This is a genomic window from Mitsuaria sp. BK041 (genome assembly GCF_014193085.1).
GTDB lineage: Bacteria > Pseudomonadota > Gammaproteobacteria > Burkholderiales > Burkholderiaceae_C > Roseateles.
In genome coordinates this window covers 2,513,049-2,533,881 of record NZ_JACHYT010000001.1, presented here as the reverse complement: position 1 = coordinate 2,533,881, position 20,833 = coordinate 2,513,049, and the positions used below count along the sequence as shown (strand labels likewise).

Below are 20,833 nucleotides of genomic sequence, written 5' to 3'. Positions count from 1 at the left end.
TCTCGCTCGCAGCGGCGTTGACGGCGGGCTGCGCGGCCATCGCGCCGTCCGGCGTGTCGTCGGGCGGCGACCGGCAAGCGGCGGAGCTCGCCCCCGGCGCGCATGACCCGACGCTGATCGAGCGCGACGGCGTGCTGCACGTCTTCACCACGGGCAACGGCATCCAGCACCTGCGCTCGGAGGACGGCCGCCGCTGGTCGCGCCTGGCGCCGGCGCTCCAGCAGGCGCCGGCCTGGTGGGCCGAGGCCGTGCCCGCGCATCGCGGGCTGGACGTCTGGGCGCCCAAGGTCTTCGCGCTGCAGGGGCGCTACTGGCTGCTGTACTCGATCTCGACCTTCGGCAAGAACCGCTCGGCGATCGGCCTGACGAGCAGCGTGTCGCTGGACGGGCCGTGGCGCGACGAGGGCCTGGTCGTGAAGAGCGTCGAGGGCGACGACTTCAATGCGATCGATCCCGACCTGTTCATCGATGACCGCGCGGCGGGCGGCGATGGCCGGCTGTGGCTGAGCTACGGCTCCTTCTGGGGCGGACTCCGCCTGGTGGAGTTCGACCCCGCCACGATGCGGCCGACCGGGCCGACGCGCTTCATCGCGCGCGGCCGCGGCAAGGACGGCGTGGGCCGCGGCGACGCGATCGAGGCGCCGACCATCGTGCGGCGTGGCGAGTGGATCTACCTGTTCGCCTCGCACGACTTCTGCTGCCGCGGCACGGCCAGCACCTACAACATCCGCGTCGGCCGCGCGCGCTCGGCGCTGGGGCCTTTCCTCGACCGCGACGGCCGGGCGATGCTGGACGGCGGCGGCACGGTGGTGGAGCAGGGCGCCGGGCGCTGGATCGGTCCGGGCCACCAGGACGTGGCCGGCCGCTGGATCGTGCGTCACGCCTATGACGCCGAGGACGGCGGCAAACCCAAGCTGCGCATCGACGCGCTGCGCTGGACCGAGGACGGCTGGCCCCAGCTGTAGGCGAATTTCATGCGGCCGGAGAAGATCGACACGATCCCTGGCCTTCCCACCAGGATTCAGGAGACATTCCGTTGGCAGCCCTCAAGCTGGAGCAGATCGGCAAGCGCTATGGCGCGGTGCAGGTCATCCCCGACCTGTCGCTCGACGTGGCGCCGGGCGAGTTCATCGTGTTCCTCGGCCCGTCGGGCTGCGGCAAGACCAGCCTGCTGCGCATGATCGCCGGGCTGGAGGAAGTGACGGCCGGACGCATCCTGATCGGCGGGCAGGACGTCACCCACGCGGCGCCGGGCCTGCGGCAGCTGGCCATGGTGTTCCAGCACTACGCGCTGTATCCGCACATGACGGTGCGCGACAACCTGGCCTTCGGCCTGCGCAACATCAAGCTGACCGAGGCCGAGATCGACCGCCGCATCCAGGAAGCGGCGCGGATGCTGGAGCTCGACGCGCTGCTGGCGCGCAAGCCGGGGCAGCTGTCCGGCGGTCAGCGGCAGCGCGTGGCGATCGGCCGCGCGGTGGTGAAGGAGCCGGCGATCTTCCTGTTCGACGAGCCGCTGTCCAACCTGGATGCGGCGCTGCGCGGCCGCACGCGGCTGGAGCTGGCGCAGCTGCACCGGCGCCTGGGCGCGACCATGGTCTTCGTCACCCACGACCAGATCGAGGCCATGACGCTGGCCACCCGCATCGTGGTGATGAATGCCGGCCGCATCGAGCAGGTCGCGCCGCCGGCGGAGCTTTACCGCCGGCCGGCGACGCGCTTCGTGGCTGGGTTCATCGGCACACCGGGGATGAACTTCATCCCGGTGCGGCGGCTGGCCGATCGGCAGGGACGGGCGGTGGTCGAGCTGCCGGGCGGCCAGGAGATCGGGACGCTGGTCGAGGCGGCGGTACCGGGCAGCGAGCTCACGCTCGGCATCCGTCCCGAGCACCTCGTCACCGCGGCGCGCGGTCCGCTGCCGGCGCAGGTGGAGATGGTCGAGTTCCTGGGCGAACGGACCCTGGCGCATGTCCGGCTGGTTGACGGCACGCGGGCGATCGCCACGGTGGCGGGCGTGTCGCCGGCGGCCGGGGAGACGGTGCAGCTGGAACTCGCGATGGATGAGGCGCATCTCTTCGACAAGCAGGGACTGGCGCACCACGCGTCGGCGCAGGGAGCGGCGGCATGAGTCCAGAGGTCCCGAGCGGTGCGGGGACGCGCGCGGCGGTGGGCCTTCGCGCCTCGCGCCCGGCGCATGCGCTGTTCGTGCTGCCCTTCGTCGCCGTCTACGCGCTGCTGCTGCTCTGGCCCTTGGCCAAGGGCTGGTTCATCAGCTTCCACGACCACGACCTGCTGTCCAACGACAGCTTCTTCATCGGCTGGCAGAACTACCGCGAGCTGCTCGCCGACGACGTCTTCCACCAGGTCGTCTGGAACACGATCCGCTTCGTGCTGCTGAGCGTGCCGGTCTTCGTCGGCCTGTCGCTGATGCTGGCGCTGGCTCTGAACCGGCCGGGCAAGCTGGCCGCCTTCCTGCGCGCCGTGTTCTTCTGCGCCAGCGTCTTCTCCGTCACGCTGATCACGCTGGTGTGGCAACTCGCCCTGATGCCCGAGCGCGGCCTGATCGCGCAGGGCAGCGCCGCGCTTGGCCTGCCGCAACTGCCCTGGCTCACCAGCGACCTGCTGGCCCTGCCCACGCTCGCGCTGGTGACGGTGTGGTGGATCATCGGCCTGCCGATGATGCTGTTCCTCTCGGCGCTGCAGCAGATCCCGTCCGACGTCTACGAGGCCGCCGCGCTGGACAACGCCAGCCGCTGGCGCACCTTGACGCATGTCACCTTGCCGGCGCTCAAGCGCACGGTCGCGCTGGTGGCCGTCATCGAGGTGATCCGCCAGTTCCAGGTCTTCCCGCAGATCATGCTCATGACCAACGGCGGCCCCAACAACACCACCCGGCCGATCGTGCAGTTCATCTACGAGCAGGCCTTCATGCAGCTCTCGCTGGGCTACGCCACCGCCGCGTCGCAGGTCCTGCTGGCGGTGATGCTGGTCGGCGTCAGCGTGCAGATGTGGCTGGAGCGGCGCGAAGCCGCGCAAGGAGCGCGTCGATGACCCCGATGTTGCGCAAGGGCTGGTTCGACCGCGCGGTGATGGCCGCGCTGGTGCTGCTGGCCGCGTTGTGGATGCTGCCGCTGCTGTGGGTGCTGGCGCTCTCGTTCAAGCCCAACGAGTTGCTGATGGTCCGCACCGACGTCTTCCTGGCCCCGCCCTACACCCTGGCCAACTACGCCGACATCCTGCAGACCTCGGCGGTGTTCCGCTGGCTGGGCAACAGCGCGCTGGTGGCGGCGCTGCAGACGCTGGGCGTGCTGGTGCTGTCCTCGCTGGCGGGTTACGGCTTCGCGCGCTGCGAGTTCCCGGGCCGGCGCTGGCTGTTCCCGCTGGTGCTCTTCGGCCTGGCCGTGCCCTCGCAGAGCGTCTTCATCCCGCTGCACCGGCTGTTCTCCGACTGGGGCCTGCAGAACACCTACGCCGGGCTGGCGCTGCCGGGACTGGCCGCGCCGTTCGGGGTCTTCCTGATGACGCAGTACTTCAAGGCCGTCCCGATCGACCTGGAGGAGGCGGCGATGCTGGACAACGCCTCGCGCTTCAAGACCTTCTTCAAGGTGGTGCTGCCGCTGACGCTGCCGGCGCAGGCGACGCTGGGCATCTTCACCTTCCTGGCGTGCTGGAACGATTACCTCTGGCCGTTGGTCATCGCGACCAAGCCGGAGATGTACACCTTGACGCGGGGCCTGGCCTCCACGCAGACCAACTTCGCCCAGTCGGAGGGATTGGGCTTCCTGATGGCGCAGGCGGTCTTCGCCGGCGCCCCGGTGCTGATGATCTATCTCTTCTTCCAGAAGCATCTGGTGACCGCCGTCGCGGGAACGGGGCGGTCGTGATGAAGCGCTCCCTGTTCATGGTCATGCTGGCCGGCGCGGCGGTGCTGGCCGGTTGCGGCGACAACCACGCCGAGCCCGCGCCCAAGACCGAGATCACGCTGATGCGTTTCTTCGGCAGCTGCGACGCCAAGTTCGGCGCGGTGAACGACGCGAGCCAGGGCGTGGGCGAATGCGGCATCGTGACCGCGATGGTCAACGAGTTCAACGCCACCAACACCGACGGCATCCGCGTGAAGACGCAGACGGCCGAGTGGGCGCCGTACTACGACCAACTGACCGCGCGTCTGGTGGCCAAGGACATCCCGACGGTGGCGGTGATGCACGAATCGGCGCTCGGCGACTACGTTCGCCGCCGCCTGATCGAGCCGCTGGATGCGTCGCTGCCGGCACTGGGCATCGACGTGAACGACTTCACCGACCATGCCCGCCGCGGCGTGACGCTGAACGGCCAGATCTACGCGCTCCCCTTCGACACCTGGGCCTGGCTGTGGCACATCAACACCACGCTGATGGGCCAGGCCGGCCTGATGGGCGCGGATGGCAAGCCGCGCCTGCCGCATTCGCCGGACGAGTTGCTCGCGATGGCGCGCCAATTCAAGCAGCGGACCGGCAAGCCGCTGTTTGCCTGGGCGATCGTGAAGGAGACGGCGGCGACCAACCGCACCTTCCAGACGCTGATCGCGCAGCAGGACACGAAGCTGTTCAGCGACGACGGCCGGCGCATCGACATGCACCAGCCGCAGGTGGTCAATGCGCTGTCGCTGATGCAGCGGCTCTATGCCGAGGGGCATGTGAAGCCCAACCTCGACTACGGCGCGGCCAACCAGGCCTTCCTCAACGGCGAGGCCGGTGTCGTGGTGGTCGGCACCTGGACGATCGACCAGTTCCTGCGCGAGGCCCGCAAGCCCGAGTCGCCGCTCAAGGGCGGCTACACCGTCGTGCCGTTCCCGCAGCTGTACCAGCGGCCGGCGGTCTTCGCCGACGGTCACAGCTGGGCGCTGTTCAAGGGTGGCGCCGCCACGCCGGAGCAGCATGCGGCGGCACTCAAGCTGCTCCAGTTCATCTGGCAGCGCAGCGCCGAATGGGCGCGCACCGGCCATCTGCCGGTGCGGCGCTCGGTGGCGCAGAGCGCGGCCTTCCGCGCGCTGCCGTTCCGCGAGAACCTGGCCGAGATCACCCGCACCGGCGCGTCCATGCCCAGCAGCGTGCCGACGCAGCGGGCGGTCGAGCTGCTGATCGGCGAGGACGTGAGCAACCTGCTGGTATCCGGCAAGCCCATCGCCGAGGTGCAGGACGACGTCGAGAAGCAGGTCAACAAGGCCTTGAAGAAGGTGAGGCGCTGAGATGACGTTCCCGAATGCCGCTGCTGCCGGCGCCCGCGACGGCACCGCATCGCCGGGCGCCGCGGGCGAGGGCTTCCCGGCCACGCTGACGGTGCACCGCGACTTCGCCATCGGCGCGCTCGATCGTCGCCTCTTCGGCGCCTTCGTCGAGCACCTGGGCCGCTGTGTCTACACCGGGATCTTCGAGCCGGGTCACCCGACCGCCGATGAACAGGGCTTCCGCGGCGACGTGAAGGCGCTGGTGAAGGAGTTGGGCGTCACGCTGGTCCGTTATCCGGGCGGCAACTTCATGTCGGGCTACGACTGGGAGGATGGCGTCGGGCCGCGGGACCAGCGGCCGCGCCGGCTGGACCTGGCGTGGTACTCGACCGAGACCAACCAGGTCGGCACCAACGAGTTCATGGCCTGGTGCGAGGAACTCGACCTGAGCCCGATGTTCGGCGTCAACCTCGGCACGCGCGGCATGGACGATGCGCGCCGCTACCTCGAGTACTGCTGCCATCCCGGCGGGACGGAGCTGTCGGAACGGCGCCGCGCGCACGGCGTCGAGCCGCCGCATCGGATCCCGCTCTGGTGCCTGGGCAACGAGATGGACGGCCCTTGGCAGATCGGCCGCAAGACGCCGGACGAGTATGGGCGCCTCGCGCAGGAGACCGCCAAGCTGATGCGCATGCTGCAGCCCGGCATCGAGCTGGCGGCCTGCGGCTCGTCGGCCTTCGACATGCCGACCTATGGCGAGTGGGAGGACCGCGTGCTGTCGCATTGCCATGACGAGGTCGACTTCGTCTCGCTGCACAGCTACTTCGTGAAGCCCTTCGCGCCGGACGGCGTGCTGCCGCCCGGTGCGGACACCAGCACCGAGAGCTTCTTCGCCCAGATCGAGACCAACGCGCGCTACATCGAGGCGACCGTCGCGATCGCCGATGCGGTCGCCGCGCGGCGGCGTTCGAAGAAGCGGCTGATGCTGAGCTTCGACGAGTGGAACGTCTGGTACCGCGCGCGGCACGGCCATCACCTGAAGCAGGGCGGCTGGCCCGAGGCGCCGCGCTTGCTCGAGGAGGTCTACACCGTCGAGGACGCGCTGCTGGTCGGCGGCATGCTGTGCATGCTGATGAACCATGCGGACCGGGTGAAGGTGGCCTGCCTGGCGCAGCTGGTCAACGTGATCGCGCCCATCATGACCGAGCCCGGCGGCCCGGCCTGGCGGCAGACCATCTTCTGGCCCTTCGCGCTGGCCTCGCGCTTCGGGCGCGGCACCGTGCTGCGGCCGTCGATCGCGTCGCCGACCTATCCTCATGTCAAGGAAGGCGAGCTGCCCTACCTGGTGGCCAGCGTCGTCTGGAACGAGGACGACGGCACGCTTGCGGTCTTCGCGCTGAACCGTCACCTGGCCGCGCCCATGGACCTCGCGGTCGCGCTGCAGGGCCTGGGCGGCGACGCCGGCCTGGCGCTCGGCGAAGCCTGGGAGCTCCACGACCTGGACCTCCACGCCACCAACACCGTCGACCTGCCGGACCGCTTCCAGCCGCGCGCGCTAGGCGGCATCTGCGTCGATGGCGACACGCTGCGCGCGACGCTCCGGCCCGCGTCCTGGAACGTGATCGTCCTTCGTCCCCGCTGATCACCGGCTGCCCGGCGGTCGCCGATCCTCCTCCTTCCTCCTGTCGCTCCCATGTCGCTGAACTGGTCCCATCCGCTGATTTCCCAACGCGCCGATCCCCACCTGTCGCTGCACGACGGGCGCTACTGGTTCACCGCCTCGGTGCCGGGCTTCGACGCGATCGAGCTGCGCAGCGCCGCACGCATCGAGGACCTGCCCGAGGCAACGCCGCGGATCGTCTGGACCCGCCATGCGCAGGGGCCGGCGAGCTGGCACATCTGGGCGCCCGAGCTCCATCGCGTCGACGGCCGCTGGCTGATCTACTTCGCCGGCGGCGAGCGCGACGACATCTGGAAGATCCGCATGCATGTGCTGGAGAACGCACATGCCGATCCCACGCAGGGCGAATGGATCGAACGCGGTCAGATCCACACGCCGCTGGACGACTTCGCGCTGGACGCGACGACCTTCCGCCATGGCGGCGAGCAGTACCTGTGCTGGGCGGAAGCGGATCGCGCGCGGCAGGGCAAGACCAATCTCTACCTGGCCACGCTGGCCAATGCCTGGACGCTCAAGAGCGCGCCGACCCTGATCAGCGAGGCCGTGTTGCCGTGGGAGCGCGTGGGCTTCGCCGTCAACGAGGGGCCGGCGGTGCTGCAGCGTTTCGGCCGCGTGCTGGTCGCCTACTCGGCCGCGGCGACCGACGCGAACTATTGCATGGGGCTGGTGTGGGCCGATGCCCAGGCGGATCTGCTCGATCCGTCGGTCTGGCACAAGTCGCCGACGCCGGTCTTCGCCAGCGCCAACGGCCAGTACGGTCCGGGCCACAACAGCTTCACCACCACGCTGGACGGCCGCACCGACCTGCTGGTCTACCACGCGCGCGGCTATCGCGACATCGTCGGCGACCCCTTGCACGATCCCAACCGCCATGCGCGCGTGCAGCCCTTCGGCTGGCGCGCGGACGGGTTGCCAGACTTCGGCCAGCCGCAGCCCGACGGGCCGGTGCAGGCGGTGGACGCATGACGACAGGTCGATGCGCGAGGCGGCGGCCGGCGCTGCGCCAGGGTGGCTGCCTGCAACGCCTCGCGCCGCCCGCCAAGGGAGGATTTGTCGCGAGTCTCCCGGCCGGCCGCCCGTGATAGCCTGCCGCCCGATATGAAGACCCGCGCCGATCATTCGACCTACAGCCCGCGCTCCCGCCGCGCCGAGGGCAAGAGCCAGCACGGCCGCATCGTCAGCGAGCTGGGCCTGGCGATCGTCTCGGGCGAGCTCGGCCCCGGCGACCGCCTGCCGCCCGAGCAGCAGCTGCTGGACCGTTACGAAATCAGCCGGCCGGTGCTGCGCGAGGCCATCCGGGTGCTGGTGGCCAAGGGGCTGGTGGTGTCGCGCCAGCGCGCCGGCGCGATCGTGCGCCCGCGCAACGAATGGCATCTGCTCGACCCGGACGTGCTGTACTGGCTGATCCAGTCCAAGCCGCAGACGGAGTTCCTGAACACGCTGATGGAGGTGAGGCGGGTGTTCGAGCCGGCCGCCGCCGCGCTGGCCGCCAAGGCCGCGACGCCGGACCAGCTCCATCGCATCGAGGAAGCCTTCGACGGCATGGCCGCGGCCACCGACACCGAGGAACTGCTCGAGCCCGACCTGGCCTTCCACCGCCACATCGCCGAGGCCACCAACAACGACCTGATGGCCTACATCGGCAACATGCTGTCGCTGGCGCTGCGTGAATCCATCCTGCTGAGCAGCCAGCTGCCCAACACCCACGAGCTCTCGCTGCCGCGCCACCAGGCCATCCTGACGGCGATCCGCAATCGCGACCCGCTGGGCGCGCGCCAGGCCACGCTGGTGCAGCTGCAGGAAACCGGCGACGACCTGAGCAACGTGCTCTCCGCCAAGGGCATCGTGGACCTGGCCTGACCGACCCCGACGCGATGGACGACGCTCCCAATCCCAACTGGTTCCTCCGCGCGCGGCTGAAGACGCGGCAGCTGCTGCTGCTCATCGCGCTGGACGACCACCGCAACATCCACCGCGCCTCGGAGGCGCTGTGCATGACCCAGCCCGCCGCGTCCAAGCAGCTCAAGGACCTGGAGGACATGCTGGAGGTCAAGCTCTTCGAGCGCCTGCCGCGCGGCATGGAGCCGACGCTGTTCGGCGAGACCATGATCCGGCACGCGCGCATGGCGCTGACCAGCCTGGCGGCGGCGCATGACGACATCGTCGCGCTCAAGAAGGGCCTGACCGGGCAGGTCGAGGTCGGCGTGATCATGACGCCGGGCATGTCGCTGCTGCCGCGCGCGATCGCGCGGGTCAAGGCGCAGGCGCCGCTGCTGCGCATCGGCGTGCAGATGGAGACCAGCAAGGTGCTGCTGGACCAGCTCCAGCGCGGCGTGCTCGACTTCATGATCGGCCGCATCCTCGAGGAGGACAGCGTGTCGGGCCTGCAGTACGAGGAGCTCAGCGGCGAGCCGGCCTGCGCCGTCGCCCGGATCGGGCATCCGCTGCTGCTGCGCGACGACCTGTCGCTGGCCGACCTGGCCACCCAGGCCTGGATCCTGCCGCCGCCCGGCAGCGTGCTGCGGCATCGCTGGGAGCAGATGTTCCGGCGCGCCGCGATCGAGCCGCCGGCCGATGCCGTCGACACGACGGCGCTGCTGGTGATCACGGCGCTGCTGCAGCAGACCGACGCGCTGCATGTGATGCCCATCGAGGTGGCGCGCTACTACGCCTCGCTGAAGGCGTTGGCGATCCTGCCGATCGAGCTGCCCTGCAGCATGGACGCGTTCGGCATCATCACGCGCGAGGGGCACCTGCTGTCGCCCGGGGCGCGGACGCTGCTGCAGGAGGTGCGCGGCGTCGCCAGGGAGCTCTACGCGCGCTGAGACGCTGACGGGCCGAGGGGCTCAGCCCCGGCAACCCGGCGAGGGATTCGCGGCGGGGCCGGCATCGGTCTGCGGGATGAAGCGGATCGTGCCGTCCGGGTTGTAGTGCAGTTCCTCGATGGCGACGGAGCGGCGGAACTCGCCGCCACCGGGCAGCTTGGCGTTGTGATACGCGATGTAGCTCTTGCCGTTGAATTCGAAGATCGCCTGATGGATCGTCGGCGTCCCTGCGTTCTTCGCCATGATCACGCCGCGCGGCGTCCACGGGCCGGTGGCCGACGGGCCGGTCATGTACGCCGTCTCCTCGGGGAAATGCTGCGAGTAGGACAGGTAGTAGGTCGCGCCGTGCTTGTGCAGGTAGGACGCCTCGGTGAAGTCCTTGACCGGCACGACGTCGATGGGGCCGGCCAACGCCGTCATCGACGGCGCCAGCTTCGCGACCTTCAGCACCGTGTTGCCGAAGTAGAGGTAGGCCTGGCCGTCGTCGTCGACGAACACGGCCGGGTCGATGTCGTCCCAGGCGATGTCGGTCTGGGTGGTCATGTCGTTGGTGACCAGGGCGGAGCCGCGCGCATCCTTGAAGGGACCGGTGGGGCTGTCCGAGCTGGCGACGCCGATGGCGAAGCCGGGGACCGTCGCATGCTCGACGGTCGTGTAGAAGAAGTAGGTCGGCTTGCCGTCGACCACCCGGCGAGTGATGTCCGAGGCCCAGGCGCGGCCCTTGGCCCACTTGAAGTCCAGCGCCTTCATCGGCGAGCCGTGGTCGGTCCAGCGCATCAGGTCGCAGCTGGAATAAACCCGCCATTCGTTCATCACGAAGTCCTTGCCATCGGGCTTGGCTTCGTCATGGCCGACGTAGAGATAGACGCGGCCCTGGTCGACCAGCACCGCGGGATCGGCGGTGTAGAGCTGGGGGAAGAGCGGGTTGGCGGCGCGCGCCGGCGCGGCGGTGATCGCGAGGGCGGCGACCAGCGCGGCCGCGAGGCAGGACCTGAACGCGGAGGGATTCATGCGGGAAGCAATCGAAGGGTTGAAGTCGGACGCCCGCTCAAGCCTGGCCCGCGGGCCGCGCCAGCAGGCGCTGCACGACGCAGAACACGAACAGCAGCGCGCCGATGACGATCTTGGTCCACCAGGAGCTGAGCGTGCCGTCGAAGGCGATCAGCGTCTGGATCACTCCCAGCACCAGCACGCCCGACAGCGCACCGGCGACGTAGCCATAGCCGCCGCTGAGCATCGTGCCGCCGATGACCACCGCGGCGATCGCGTCCAGCTCCGCGCCCTGCGCATGCAGGCCGTAGCCGCTGAGCATGTAGAACGCGAAGAGCAGGCCGGCGAGGGCGGCGCACAGGCCGCTCAGGCCGTACACCATCAGCTTGGTGCGCCCGACCGGCAGGCCCATCATCAGCGCCGACTGCTCGTTGCCGCCCAGCGCGTAGACGGCGCGCCCGAAGGCGCTGCGGTGCGCCAGCCAGATCCCCGCCACCAGCACCGCCACCGCGATGGCGGCGCTGGGCGAGATGAAGCCGCCGGGCACCGCCCATTGCGTCTGGGACACCAGCACGAAGGTGGGATCCTCGATGGTGATCGAATCGACGCTGATCAGGTAGCACAGGCCGCGCGCGAGGAACATGCCGGCCAGCGTCACGATGAAGGGCTGCAGCCGGAACGCATGGATGAGCGCGCCCTGCAGCACGCCGAAGGCCGCGCCGCCGCCGAGCACGAGCGCGATGACGGCCCAGGCCGGCCAGTGCGCGTGATGCAGCAGCCAGGCGGCGACGGTCGTGGCCAGCGCCAGCACCGCGCCGACCGACAGGTCGATGCCGCCCGACAGGATCACCAGGCTCATGCCGACGGCCAGCACCAGCAGGTAGGCGTTGTCGATGATGAGGTTGAGCATCACCTGCGGCGCGGCGAAGCCGGTGTAGTGGGCGCCGCCGGCGGCGATCAGCGCGAGCAGCAGCACGACGGTGACCTGCGCGCTGAAGGCGGGTTGGCGGAGCCAGCGCTGGAAGAGGACGAGGGGAGTCATCGGGCGCCTCCGCGCGGGGCGAGCTGGCGCAGCATTGGCTGCAGCTCGCTCGATTGCAGGATGCAGAGCAGGAACACGACGATGGCCTTGACCACCATGTTCACCTCGGGCGGCACGCCCAGCGAGTAGATCGTCGTCGTCAAGGTCTGGATGATCAGGGCGCCGATGAGCGCGCCGGCCAGGTGGTAGCGGCCGCCGGCCAGCGAGGCGCCACCCAGCGTCACGGCCAGGATGGCGTCGAGCTCCAGCAGCAGGCCGGCGTTGTTGGCGTCGGCGCTCTTGATGTTGGACGCGATCATCAGGCCGGCCAGGCCCGCGCAGCCGGCGGCGAAGACATGGGTGCCGAAGATCAGCGTCGCGGTGCGCAGGCCCGCCAGGCGCGATGCGACCGGGTTGAGGCCCACGGCCTGGATGAACAGGCCCAGCGCGGTCTTGCGCAGCAGCGCGATGGTGGCAAGCGAGAGGGCCGCCACCACCCACAGCGACACCGGCAGTCCCAGCAGGTAGCCGCCGCCCAGCACGAAGAAATCGTCGCGGTAGACGGTCAGGATCTGGCCGTCCGACAGCAGCTGCGCCAGGCCGCGGCCCGCCACCATCAGGATCAGGGTCGCGATGATCGGCTGCAGCTTCAGGCCGGCCACCAGCACGCCGTTCCAGACCCCGCACAGCAGCGCGGCGCCCAGCGCGCCGCCATAGGCCAGCACCAGGGGCTGCTCACCGTTGACCAGCATCGCCGCCACCGTCGCGGCGATCGCCACGACCGCGCCGATCGACACGTCGATCCCGCGCGTCGCGATCACCAGGCTCATGCCCAAGGCCGCCAGCATCAAGGGCGCAGCACGGTTCAGGATGTCGATCAGCGGGCCGTACAGGTGGCCGTCCTTGATCTCGAGGTGCCAGAAACCGGGCAGCAGGATCACGTCGATCAGCAACAGGATCAACAGCGCGGCGATCGGGCGGAGCAGAGGGTGCTCGGCCATGACGGCGAAAACGCGGCGACGCTTTGGCGTCGGGAGAGCGCTCAGGGGGAGGGCGTCTGTCACGGGAGTCTTTCGATTCATGCGCTCTGGCATTCACTGCCGCGGTCGGGGCGTTGGCCGCCAGTGCATGGGGCCTTGGCGGCAAGCGCCAAAACCCCACGCACTGCCGTCCCCAACCACCACCTTCCTTCAACGGTTTTGCTACCGAGGACCATCGGCGGCGATCACTTCGAGGACCGAGCGTTCGTCGAGCTGGCCCCGTTCGTAGGTGCCGATCGCGCGGCGGTCGCGCAGGACGACGATGCGATCACTGCAGCGCAGGACCTCGGGGAGCTCGGACGAAATGAACAGCACGGCCATGCGGCGGTCCTCGTCGTTGCCCTCGGCACACAGGCGACGAACCTCGTCCATGATCTCCTCCTTCGCGCGAACGTCGATGCCACGCGTCGGCTCGTCCAGGATCAAGAGGCGCGGCTGCGTCAGAAGCCAGCGGGCCAGCAAGGCCTTCTGCTGGTTGCCGCCGGAGAGCAGACCGATCGGCGTCTCGATGTCCGCCGTCTTGATGCCCAGGCGCTGGACGTAGTCAGCAGCAATCGCCTGCTGGCGCTTGAGCGGGATCGCTCGCCACCAACCCTGCCGCGCCTGCAGCGCGAGCACGATGTTCTCCCGGACCGAGAGCGCCAGCACCGCGCCCTCGAGCTTGCGGTCCTCGGAGCAGAAGGCCAGGCCGTTCGCGATGGCCTGTCGAGGGGACGCGAAGCGTTGGCGCCGGCCGGCGATCTCGATGTCGCCGGCGTCGGCACTGTCGGCGCCGAACAGCAGCCGCGCCGCCTCGGTGCGGCCCGATCCCAGCAGGCCGCACAGGCCCAGCACCTCGCCCTCGCGGATTTCCAGGTCCAGCGGCTGCAAGGCGCCGCGGCGGGCGAGGCCATGGGTGGTCAGGGCCGGCGTGGTGGTCTGGGCGCAGGACGCGGGTGGTGCCGTCGAGGCGGCGTGCGGGCCCACCATCTTCTGGATCAGTTCCAGCCGGCCGAGGTCGCGGGCGAGGTACTCGCCCTCGGTGCGGCCGTTGCGCATGACGGTGATGCGGTCGGAGACGGCGTAGACCTGGTCCAGGAAGTGGGTGACGAAGAGCAGGGCCATGCCCTGCTCGCGCAGCCGGCGCATGACGCGGAACAGGTGCTGGACCGCGGCCTCGTCGAGGCTGGAGGTGGGCTCGTCGAGGATGAGGACGCGCGCCGAGATGTTGAGCGCCCGCGCGATGGCCACCATCTGCTGGATGGACAGCGAGTAGCGCGCCAGCGGCGCGTCCACGTCGATGTCGAGCTCCAGTTCCGCCAGCAGCTGGCGCGAGCGCTCGCGCATGCGGCGCCAGTCGATCTGGCCCCAGCGCCGCGGATAGCGGCCGATGAAGAGGTTCTCCGCCACCGAGAGGTTAGGGACGAGGTTGACCTCCTGGTAGACGGTGCTGATGCCCAGCGCCTGCGCGTCGGCGGTGGAGCGCGGCGCGATGGGCGCGCCGCCGAGCTCGATGCGGCCGGCATCCGGCGCGTAGAGGCCGGTGAGGACCTTGATCAGCGTGGACTTGCCGGCGCCGTTCTGGCCCATCAGCGCGTGGATTTCGCCGGCGAAGAGCCGCAGCCCGACGCCGGACAGGGCCTGCACGCCGGGGAAGCCCTTGTCGATGCCGGCGAGCGAGAGCAGCGGAGCCGGGGCGTCCATCAGTACTTGCGGTTGGGGAGTTCCTTGGCCGCGACGTCGGCGGTGAAGACGCCTTCCTCGGTCGTGATGCGCTTGGCCACCGGCTTGCCGGCGACGACATCCTTGGCCAGCTGCATGAGCTGCGGGCCGAGCATGGGGTTGCACTCGACGGTGACGTTGAGCTTGCCCGCGGCCATGGCCTGGAAGGCGCCGCGCACGCCGTCGATGGAGACGATGGCGATGTCCTTGGCGGGTTTGAGGCCGGCTTCCTCGATGGCCTGGATGGCGCCGATGGCCATGTCGTCGTTGTGAGCGAAGAGGACGTGGATCTTCTTGTCCTTGGCCTTGAGGAAGGCCTCCATGACTTCCTTGCCCTTGGCGCGGGTGAAGTCGCCGGACTGCGAGCGCACGATCTTCAGGCGCGGCTCGGCCTGGATGATTTCCTCGAAGCCGCGCTTGCGGTCGAGCGCGGGCGCGGAGCCGACGGTGCCCTGCAGCTCGACGATGTTGACCTCGCCGGTGGGGGCGTTCTTCTTGGCCCAGTCGACGAGCCAGCGGCCGGCCTTGCGGCCTTCCTCGACGAAGTCGGAGCCGATGAAGGTGACGTAGAGGGAGGGGTCGCTGACCTTGACGGCGCGGTCGGTGAGGATGACGGGGATCTTGGCGTTCTTGGCTTCGCGCAGGACGGTGTCCCAGCCGGATTCGACGACGGGGGAGAAGGCGATGACGTCGACCTTCTGGGCGATGAAGGAGCGGATGGCCTTGACCTGGTTTTCCTGCTTCTGCTGGGCGTCGGCGAACTTGAGGGTGATGCCGGCCTGCTTGGCGGCGTCCTTGATGGAGTTGCTGTTGGCGGTGCGCCATTCGCTCTCGGCGCCGACCTGGGAGAAGCCCAGGACGAGCGGCTTGTCGGCGGCGAAGGCGCTGGAAGCGGTGCCGGCCAGCGACAGGCCGAGCGCGGCCATGGCCAGCAGATGACGACGCGTCGTCTTCATGGTCGTTGTCTCCTCGTTGATGTTGCTGTGGAGGTCACGCCGATGGCCGGCGCGCCTCGTGAGGTGACAGCGATCGTAGGGAGGCCAGAGATGCCGGACCAATCACATTTCTAGTGCCGGCGATGTCCTGATCGATATCACTCCGTGAGATCCCTACCCCGACCCCCTCCCTCCCCTCGAGGCACGGAGAGTGGATTCACTCCCTCTCACCCGAGGGGGAGAGGGAAGGGGTGAGGGGGCTCGACGCAGTCAGCGGGCGTCAACGTGAAGGCAGTGTTAAGGTCCGCCGATCTCCTCGACTGACGGACGCGCGCATGACGAAGCAGAAGACGGCGAGCCCGGCCGGCACGGGCGTGCTGCTCGCCGGCGGCAATCCCCAGATCCCGAAGGGCCACGGCGACGCGCCGGTGCAGGCCTACATCGCGGCCCTCACGGGCTGGAAGCAGACCGTGGTCCGGCGCCTGGACGCGCTGATCACCGACGCAGTGCCCGAGGTCCGCAAGGCGGTGAAGTACAACTCCCCGCTGTACGGCATGGACGGCGAGACCTGGTTCCTCGGCCTCCATGTGATGACGCGCTACCTGAAGGTGGCGTTCTTCAACGGCAGGTCGCTGGACCCGATGCCACCGGTGGACTCCAAGACGGCGCATGCGCGGTACCTGCACGTGAGCGAGCAGGAGCCGCTGGATGAAGCGGCGTTCGTGGCGTGGGTCCAGGCGGCGAGTGAGTTGCCTGGGGAGCGGATGTAGTCGGTCAAGGCGCGACCGAGCCAATGTCCATTGGGGCCACCGGCAGGTCACGCTGCGATGAAGGCCTCCAGAGATTGATTTAGCATCGCCCCCTGCACGGAGAAAACTACCCCGCAGTCAGGCGTCATCGTCGGCGATCGACGAAGTTCAAATCTGGCTGCGCTCATGTCATACCAACCCGCCTTCCCCGTTGCACTTCAGCCGAAAGCGATGGCATTGCTGAAAGCAATGACTGCCTCGAAGCCCACCCCGGCGCATCAGGGATTCCAAGTCACGGTGCAAGGAGAGTTGCTCTCCGCTCCTGCCCGGCTCTATTGCTCGCCAAGCGACCTGCGGGCATTGATCGATGAGGCCGCTGGCGACAGTCATGCCCTTGCACTCTGCCTCGGGACGAGGCACTGGAATGGATACGTCCGTGAGGAGTGCTTGCGACAACTCATCTCGACCGACCGTCCTTGGGCCGCCCCATTCTTGGTCCAGCTGCTTGGCGAATACGTCATTGAGATCGTCGAAGTGATTGCCGATGCCATCCGGCGGGACACCGTTCAGGACCTGTCCGACTTCGCACGGGAGAACCCCAGGTTCATGGCGATCACCAGGCAGCGGGCCATAAGCTATTGGGACTGCTACTTCCGGGGCCGCTTCCGGTCGCTACAAACCTACCCCGCCATCACAGCCCTGGATGCCATCGAAGCGGCGGGCCCAATCCGCGTAGCCGCCGTCAAGATGGAGCGCCGCGGGCTCCGTTTGCTTCTTCAATCTGCAGCGCGGGGGTGCACCGGTTGCATGAGCTCCGCAGCCCGCTCCGGCAGTGTGGGATCGGACGTGGACGCTGGCCGCTGATCGCGTCACCCCGCCCACGCCTGCAGGTCCTCATAGGTCGCACAAGCCCCGCCGCAGAGAATCACCAGCACGTTGCGCGCCTTCTGCAAGACCGGCACGGCGCGCTGGCGCGCCACCGCGACCGCCGCGCCGCAGGCAGGTTCGACGATCAAGCGGTGCTCCTTCGCGACGTCGAGGCATGCCTGCACGGCCTGCGCGTCGGTGACGGTCGCGCTGACCACCGCATGCCGCTTCGTCCATTCGAAGGCCTGCTCGCTGACGCGGCGTGCGCCCAGCGAGGTCGCGATGCTCGTGATTGCATCGAGCGTCACCAGCCCGCCCGCGACGATGGCCGCATGCAACGAGTCCGCGCCGACGGTTTCGGCCGCGACAAGCGGCACGTCGCTCCATCCGACGGCATGCATCCCCTGCAGCACGCCGCTCATCAGCCCGCCACCACCGACCGACAGCACGACCGCGTCCGGCTTGGGCATCTGCGTGGCGGCCTCCTCGATCATCGTGGCGTGACCCTCCCACAGCAGCGGATCGTCGAACGGATGGATGAACGCGTCCGTCGGCTGGCGCATCGCCATCAGGAAGTCATTGGCCTCCATCCAGCTCTTGCCGTGGACGATGACCTCCGCGCCCTGGCGCCGGATCAGCGTCTTCGGCCACTCTCGCGTGGTCTCGGGAACGACCACCACCACCGGCAGCCCGAGCCGCCTGCCCGCATGCGCGACCGCCATGCCCGCATTGCCGCCTGATGACGACAGCAATCGCTGCGCGCCGCGCGCCGCATGGACCTCGCAGGCATGGCCGACGCCGCGCAGCTTGAACGAGCCGCAAGGCTGCAGGGCTTCGAGCTTGAGCCAGACGCGTTGATTGGCGGTGCTGAAGGCGTCGGACTCGACGGTCGGGGTGGTGATGTGAATGGCCATGGGGCCGCATCGTAGGGCAGTGGCCGATCGAGCCCCGGGAGTCGCTACCATCGCGCCCACATGAACGCTCTCTTCGAACGCTCCTGGCGGCGCGCTTGGTCCGCCCTGGTCGGACCTGGCGCCGGAACCAGCGGCCCGGACGGCATCGCGCTGCGCGACGAGCTGCTCGCCGGCTATGCCGAACCGCAACGCCACTACCACACGCAACAGCACCTCGAGGAATGCCTGGCGCTGCTCGAGCAGGTCCGCGATCTGGCGGAGCACCCCGAGGAGGTCGAGATGGCGCTGTGGTTCCACGATGCCATCTATGACGTCAAGGGTTCCGGCAACGAGGAACGAAGCGCCGAATGGGCGCACCGCGCGTTGACCAGCGCCGGCGCCGCGGCGGCCGAGCGGGTGCGGCAGCTGGTGCTGGTCACGCGGCACGACGGCGTGCCGGGCAACGTCGACGAGCAGGTGCTGGTGGACATCGACCTGGCCATCCTCGGCGCCGAGCGCCCGCGCTTCGACGAGTACGAACGTCAGATCCGCAATGAATACGCGTTCGTGCCCGGCTTCCTGTTCCGCCGCAAGCGTCGACAGATCCTGCGCACCTTCCTCGACCGGCCGGTGCTGTACAGCACGGCGATGCTGCGCGAGCGCCTCGAGGCACGCGCTCGCGAGAACCTGCGCCGGGCGATCGGCTGAACGCCCCGGCGCGGCGCCATGGCTGGCGCTCAGCGTGCCGCCATCGCCACCGCCTGCGGTGGGTTGCGGAAGCTGATCGCGAGGCGGTTGTAGGTGTTCATGAGGCCGATCGCGATCGTCAAGTCGACCAGCTCCTTCTCGCTGAACACCGCATGCGCCGCGGCGAAGTCAGTGTCCGGGACGCCGGTGCTCGCCACGCGCGTCACCGATTCGGCCCAGGCGAGCGCCGCGCGCTCGCGGGCATCGAACAGCGCGCCGCCTTCCTCCCAGGCCTGCACCAGGGCGAGCTTCTCGATCGGCACACCCTTCTTCAACAGGTCGCGGGTGTGCATGTCCAGGCAGTAGGCGCAATTGTTGATCTGCGAGATTCGCAGGAAGACCAGTTCCACCAGCGCGGCGGGCAGGCCGCTCTGGGTCACGTAGCCGTAGACGCCGCCGAGCGCCTTGACGCCGGCGGGCGAGACCTGGGTGTAATCGAGACGTTGGGTCATGAGGGACTCCTGAAGGGGGAGGGCGGAATCGCCCGAGGCGGGGACGATGACACTGCCAACGGACCGCGTCATCGATGAGCGCCATTCTTCGCCGGCGGTGGTGCAACGCGAAGGCCCAAGATTCGCCAGAATCGCTGTACCACGAGCCGATACCTTTCCGTCTCGCCGTCTCGCCGTCTCGCCGTCTCGCCGTCTCGCCGTTTCGCGGTTTCGCCACTGCCGTCCCGTTCCGTGCCGTCCCCTTGCCCCGCAGGCCTCCGATGACCTCCTCGCCGCACCCGCCGCTGCCGCTCACGCTCGACAAGTCCGCGGCCATGCCGCTCACCGATCAGATCCATCGCGGCATCTCGGCGGCGATCGAGCAGTCGGTGCTGACCCCCGGCATGCGGCTGCCGTCCTGGATCGACCTCGCGGCCCAGTTGGGCGTGTCGCGTGGCACGGTGCGCGTCGCCTACGAGAAACTCGCGGCGGACCAGCTGATCGAGGCCTCGCGCGCCGCCGGCACCCGTGTCGCCGAGCGGCCATCGCGGGCGCGTGGCAGCGATGAAGCGAGGGATCCGGGCGCCTTCGTGTCGATGTATCGCGAGCTGACCGCCGGCCCTGGGCTGTTCCAGCCGGGCATTCCCTCGCGCGACAGCCTGCCGGCCAAGCTGATGGCCCGACTCCGGACGCGCGCGCTGGCGGCGGAGATCAGCGGCGCGGCGCTCTATCCCGACCCTCGCGGCGAACTGGCGCTGCGGCGCGAGATCGCCGGTTACCTCGCGGTGGCGCGCGGGCTGGTGTGTTCTCCCGACCAGGTGCTGATCACCGGTGGCTACGCGGCGGGACTAGGCCTCGCCCTGCGTGCGCTCGGTCTCGAGGGGCGGCGCGCCTGGATGGAGGAGCCCGGCTTCTTCTTCACGCGCCACGCGCTCGAGCTCGGGCGGCTGACACCCGTTCCGGTACTCGTGGACGAGGAAGGCCTGGATGTCGACGCCGGCTGGCGCGACGCGCCCGATGCGGCGCTCGCGGTGGTCACGCCCGGGCAGCAGGCGCCGCTGGGCGTGACGATGTCCCTGCGACGCCGGCTGCGGCTGCTGGACTGGGCCGCCAGCACCGGCGGCTGGATCGTCGAGGACGACTACCTGAGCGAGCTGCAGCTGCAAGGCCGCGCCGCCCCGGCGCTGGCGTCGCTGGATCGCCACGGCCGCGTCCTCCACATCGGCTCCTTCAGCAAGACGATCGATCCGCGGCTGCGACTGGGTTTTGTCGTCGCGCCGGCGTCGCTGGCGGCGCGCCTGGGCGAGGTCGCCGCCTGCCTGGCGCCGCCGCCCGGACCGGCGGCGCAGCTGGCGGTCGCCGCGTTCATGCGCGACGGGCACTACCTGCGCCATCTGCGCAGGACCAAGCGGCTGTACCTGGCGCAGCGCGAGGGGCTGCTGCGGGCGCTGCGCGATCGCGGCCTGGGCGGCAGCCACCCGGCCGCGCTGGCGGTCCTGGTGCGCACGCCCGACGGGGTGTCCGACCTGGCGGTCGCCCGCGCGCTGTTCGCCTTCGGCATCGCGCCGGCACCGCTGTCGGTCTGGTACGCCCGGCCGGCGCACGCCCGGTCGGGACTGATGCTCAGCGTGGCCACCGCCCCCGCGATGCAGGTCGAGCGCGCCTGCGACCGCGTGGTCGAGACGCTGACGCGATTCGCCCCGGCCGGGACGGCGTGGCGGCCGGCCACGTGAGCCCTGCATCGCGC

20 protein-coding genes are annotated in these 20,833 nt (G+C 69.5%); 13 read left to right on the top strand and 7 right to left on the bottom strand.

The window, feature by feature from the left end; all coding sequences use genetic code 11:
- Positions 1-17: 17 nt before the first annotated feature.
- From FHT38_RS10690 to FHT38_RS10650, 9 genes are all read left to right on the top strand, one after another.
- Positions 18-965, top strand: coding sequence for an arabinan endo-1,5-alpha-L-arabinosidase (locus tag FHT38_RS10690; RefSeq protein ID WP_183491741.1), 948 nt, complete (start codon positions 18-20; stop codon positions 963-965).
- 71 nt (positions 966-1,036) lie between these two features.
- Positions 1,037-2,128, top strand: coding sequence for an ABC transporter ATP-binding protein (locus FHT38_RS10685; protein WP_183491740.1), 1,092 nt, complete (start codon positions 1,037-1,039; stop codon positions 2,126-2,128).
- Positions 2,125-3,051 (top strand): carbohydrate ABC transporter permease, encoded by a 927-nt coding sequence (locus tag FHT38_RS10680; RefSeq protein ID WP_183491739.1) that lies wholly within the window; start codon positions 2,125-2,127, stop codon positions 3,049-3,051. The genes FHT38_RS10685 and FHT38_RS10680 overlap by 4 nt, the downstream gene beginning before the upstream one ends.
- The gene (locus FHT38_RS10675) at positions 3,048-3,884 is read left to right on the top strand and encodes a carbohydrate ABC transporter permease (protein WP_091724724.1); all 837 of its coding nucleotides are present in this window, start codon (positions 3,048-3,050) and stop codon (positions 3,882-3,884) included. Before FHT38_RS10680 ends, FHT38_RS10675 begins: the two co-directional genes overlap by 4 nt.
- Positions 3,884-5,227, top strand: coding sequence for an extracellular solute-binding protein (locus tag FHT38_RS10670; RefSeq protein ID WP_147240503.1), 1,344 nt, complete (start codon positions 3,884-3,886; stop codon positions 5,225-5,227). Before FHT38_RS10675 ends, FHT38_RS10670 begins: the two co-directional genes overlap by 1 nt.
- Position 5,228: 1 nt before the next feature.
- A complete protein-coding gene (locus FHT38_RS10665) occupies positions 5,229-6,848 on the top strand; it encodes an alpha-N-arabinofuranosidase (protein ID WP_183491738.1) in 1,620 nt (539 codons plus the stop codon).
- A gap of 51 nt (positions 6,849-6,899) precedes the next feature.
- Positions 6,900-7,853, top strand: a complete 954-nt coding sequence (locus tag FHT38_RS10660) for a family 43 glycosylhydrolase (RefSeq protein WP_183491737.1) — start codon at positions 6,900-6,902, stop codon at positions 7,851-7,853.
- Between the two features lie 132 nt (positions 7,854-7,985).
- Positions 7,986-8,747: a FadR/GntR family transcriptional regulator gene (locus FHT38_RS10655; protein WP_183479719.1), complete on the top strand. Its 762-nt coding sequence runs from the start codon at positions 7,986-7,988 to the stop codon at positions 8,745-8,747.
- Positions 8,748-8,761: 14 nt separating this feature from the next.
- Complete coding sequence (locus FHT38_RS10650) at positions 8,762-9,712, top strand: LysR family transcriptional regulator (protein WP_091724719.1); 951 nt, start codon at positions 8,762-8,764, stop codon at positions 9,710-9,712.
- A 21-nt stretch (positions 9,713-9,733) separates the two neighbouring features.
- Here FHT38_RS10650 and FHT38_RS10645 read toward each other — a convergent pair whose 3' ends face one another.
- The 5 genes from FHT38_RS10645 to FHT38_RS10625 form a co-directional block, all read right to left on the bottom strand.
- Positions 9,734-10,723 (bottom strand): glycoside hydrolase family 43 protein, encoded by a 990-nt coding sequence (locus tag FHT38_RS10645; RefSeq protein WP_183491736.1) that lies wholly within the window; start codon positions 10,721-10,723, stop codon positions 9,734-9,736.
- A gap of 37 nt (positions 10,724-10,760) precedes the next feature.
- Positions 10,761-11,744 (bottom strand): galactofuranose ABC transporter, permease protein YjfF, encoded by a 984-nt coding sequence (gene yjfF / locus FHT38_RS10640; protein ID WP_183479713.1) that lies wholly within the window; start codon positions 11,742-11,744, stop codon positions 10,761-10,763.
- Positions 11,741-12,724 (bottom strand): ABC transporter permease, encoded by a 984-nt coding sequence (locus tag FHT38_RS10635; protein WP_183491735.1) that lies wholly within the window; start codon positions 12,722-12,724, stop codon positions 11,741-11,743. The genes yjfF and FHT38_RS10635 overlap by 4 nt, the downstream gene beginning before the upstream one ends.
- A gap of 201 nt (positions 12,725-12,925) precedes the next feature.
- Complete coding sequence (locus FHT38_RS10630; RefSeq protein WP_183491734.1) at positions 12,926-14,446, bottom strand: sugar ABC transporter ATP-binding protein; 1,521 nt, start codon at positions 14,444-14,446, stop codon at positions 12,926-12,928.
- Positions 14,446-15,420: an ABC transporter substrate-binding protein gene (locus FHT38_RS10625; protein ID WP_091724714.1), complete on the bottom strand. Its 975-nt coding sequence runs from the start codon at positions 15,418-15,420 to the stop codon at positions 14,446-14,448. Before FHT38_RS10625 ends, FHT38_RS10630 begins: the two co-directional genes overlap by 1 nt.
- A 314-nt stretch (positions 15,421-15,734) precedes the next feature.
- Here FHT38_RS10625 and FHT38_RS10620 point away from each other — a divergent pair, with 314 nt between their 5' ends.
- Both FHT38_RS10620 and FHT38_RS10615 read left to right on the top strand, forming a co-directional pair.
- Positions 15,735-16,169, top strand: coding sequence for a DUF1801 domain-containing protein (locus FHT38_RS10620; RefSeq protein WP_183491733.1), 435 nt, complete (start codon positions 15,735-15,737; stop codon positions 16,167-16,169).
- Between the two features lie 210 nt (positions 16,170-16,379).
- Positions 16,380-17,012, top strand: a complete 633-nt coding sequence (locus FHT38_RS10615; protein WP_183491732.1) for a hypothetical protein — start codon at positions 16,380-16,382, stop codon at positions 17,010-17,012.
- Positions 17,013-17,017: 5 nt separating this feature from the next.
- Here FHT38_RS10615 and FHT38_RS10610 read toward each other — a convergent pair whose 3' ends face one another.
- A complete protein-coding gene (locus tag FHT38_RS10610) occupies positions 17,018-17,929 on the bottom strand; it encodes a pyridoxal-phosphate dependent enzyme (protein ID WP_183491731.1) in 912 nt (303 codons plus the stop codon).
- 60 nt (positions 17,930-17,989) lie between these two features.
- On the opposite strand from FHT38_RS10610, the gene FHT38_RS10605 reads away from it, so the two are divergent.
- Positions 17,990-18,616, top strand: coding sequence for an N-methyl-D-aspartate receptor NMDAR2C subunit (locus FHT38_RS10605; protein WP_183491730.1), 627 nt, complete (start codon positions 17,990-17,992; stop codon positions 18,614-18,616).
- A gap of 29 nt (positions 18,617-18,645) precedes the next feature.
- Here the strand turns inward: FHT38_RS10605 and FHT38_RS10600 are convergent, their stop codons facing one another.
- A complete protein-coding gene (locus tag FHT38_RS10600; RefSeq protein WP_183491729.1) occupies positions 18,646-19,107 on the bottom strand; it encodes a carboxymuconolactone decarboxylase family protein in 462 nt (153 codons plus the stop codon).
- A gap of 260 nt (positions 19,108-19,367) precedes the next feature.
- Between FHT38_RS10600 and FHT38_RS10595 the strand changes: the two genes are divergently transcribed.
- Positions 19,368-20,819: a PLP-dependent aminotransferase family protein gene (locus FHT38_RS10595; RefSeq protein ID WP_183491728.1), complete on the top strand. Its 1,452-nt coding sequence runs from the start codon at positions 19,368-19,370 to the stop codon at positions 20,817-20,819.
- Positions 20,820-20,833 lie beyond the last annotated feature (14 nt).

What these genes read in the sequence shown, in the direction of transcription:
- FHT38_RS10680 (WP_183491739.1), top strand. Translation starts at nt 2,125, where the DNA reads ATGAGTCCAGAGGTCCCGAGCGGTGCGGGGACGCGCGCGGCGGTGGGC.
- FHT38_RS10675 (WP_091724724.1), top strand. Translation starts at nt 3,048, where the DNA reads ATGACCCCGATGTTGCGCAAGGGCTGGTTCGACCGCGCGGTGATGGCC.
- FHT38_RS10670 (WP_147240503.1), top strand. Translation starts at nt 3,884, where the DNA reads ATGAAGCGCTCCCTGTTCATGGTCATGCTGGCCGGCGCGGCGGTGCTG.
- FHT38_RS10665 (WP_183491738.1), top strand. Translation starts at nt 5,229, where the DNA reads ATGACGTTCCCGAATGCCGCTGCTGCCGGCGCCCGCGACGGCACCGCA.
- FHT38_RS10660 (WP_183491737.1), top strand. Translation starts at nt 6,900, where the DNA reads ATGTCGCTGAACTGGTCCCATCCGCTGATTTCCCAACGCGCCGATCCC.
- FHT38_RS10655 (WP_183479719.1), top strand. Translation starts at nt 7,986, where the DNA reads ATGAAGACCCGCGCCGATCATTCGACCTACAGCCCGCGCTCCCGCCGC.
- FHT38_RS10650 (WP_091724719.1), top strand. Translation starts at nt 8,762, where the DNA reads ATGGACGACGCTCCCAATCCCAACTGGTTCCTCCGCGCGCGGCTGAAG.
- FHT38_RS10645 (WP_183491736.1), bottom strand. Translation starts at nt 10,723, where the DNA reads ATGAATCCCTCCGCGTTCAGGTCCTGCCTCGCGGCCGCGCTGGTCGCC.
- yjfF (WP_183479713.1), bottom strand. Translation starts at nt 11,744, where the DNA reads ATGACTCCCCTCGTCCTCTTCCAGCGCTGGCTCCGCCAACCCGCCTTC.
- FHT38_RS10635 (WP_183491735.1), bottom strand. Translation starts at nt 12,724, where the DNA reads ATGGCCGAGCACCCTCTGCTCCGCCCGATCGCCGCGCTGTTGATCCTG.
- FHT38_RS10630 (WP_183491734.1), bottom strand. Translation starts at nt 14,446, where the DNA reads ATGGACGCCCCGGCTCCGCTGCTCTCGCTCGCCGGCATCGACAAGGGC.
- FHT38_RS10625 (WP_091724714.1), bottom strand. Translation starts at nt 15,420, where the DNA reads ATGAAGACGACGCGTCGTCATCTGCTGGCCATGGCCGCGCTCGGCCTG.
- FHT38_RS10620 (WP_183491733.1), top strand. Translation starts at nt 15,735, where the DNA reads ATGACGAAGCAGAAGACGGCGAGCCCGGCCGGCACGGGCGTGCTGCTC.
- FHT38_RS10615 (WP_183491732.1), top strand. Translation starts at nt 16,380, where the DNA reads ATGGCATTGCTGAAAGCAATGACTGCCTCGAAGCCCACCCCGGCGCAT.
- FHT38_RS10610 (WP_183491731.1), bottom strand. Translation starts at nt 17,929, where the DNA reads ATGGCCATTCACATCACCACCCCGACCGTCGAGTCCGACGCCTTCAGC.
- FHT38_RS10605 (WP_183491730.1), top strand. Translation starts at nt 17,990, where the DNA reads ATGAACGCTCTCTTCGAACGCTCCTGGCGGCGCGCTTGGTCCGCCCTG.
- FHT38_RS10600 (WP_183491729.1), bottom strand. Translation starts at nt 19,107, where the DNA reads ATGACCCAACGTCTCGATTACACCCAGGTCTCGCCCGCCGGCGTCAAG.
- FHT38_RS10595 (WP_183491728.1), top strand. Translation starts at nt 19,368, where the DNA reads ATGACCTCCTCGCCGCACCCGCCGCTGCCGCTCACGCTCGACAAGTCC.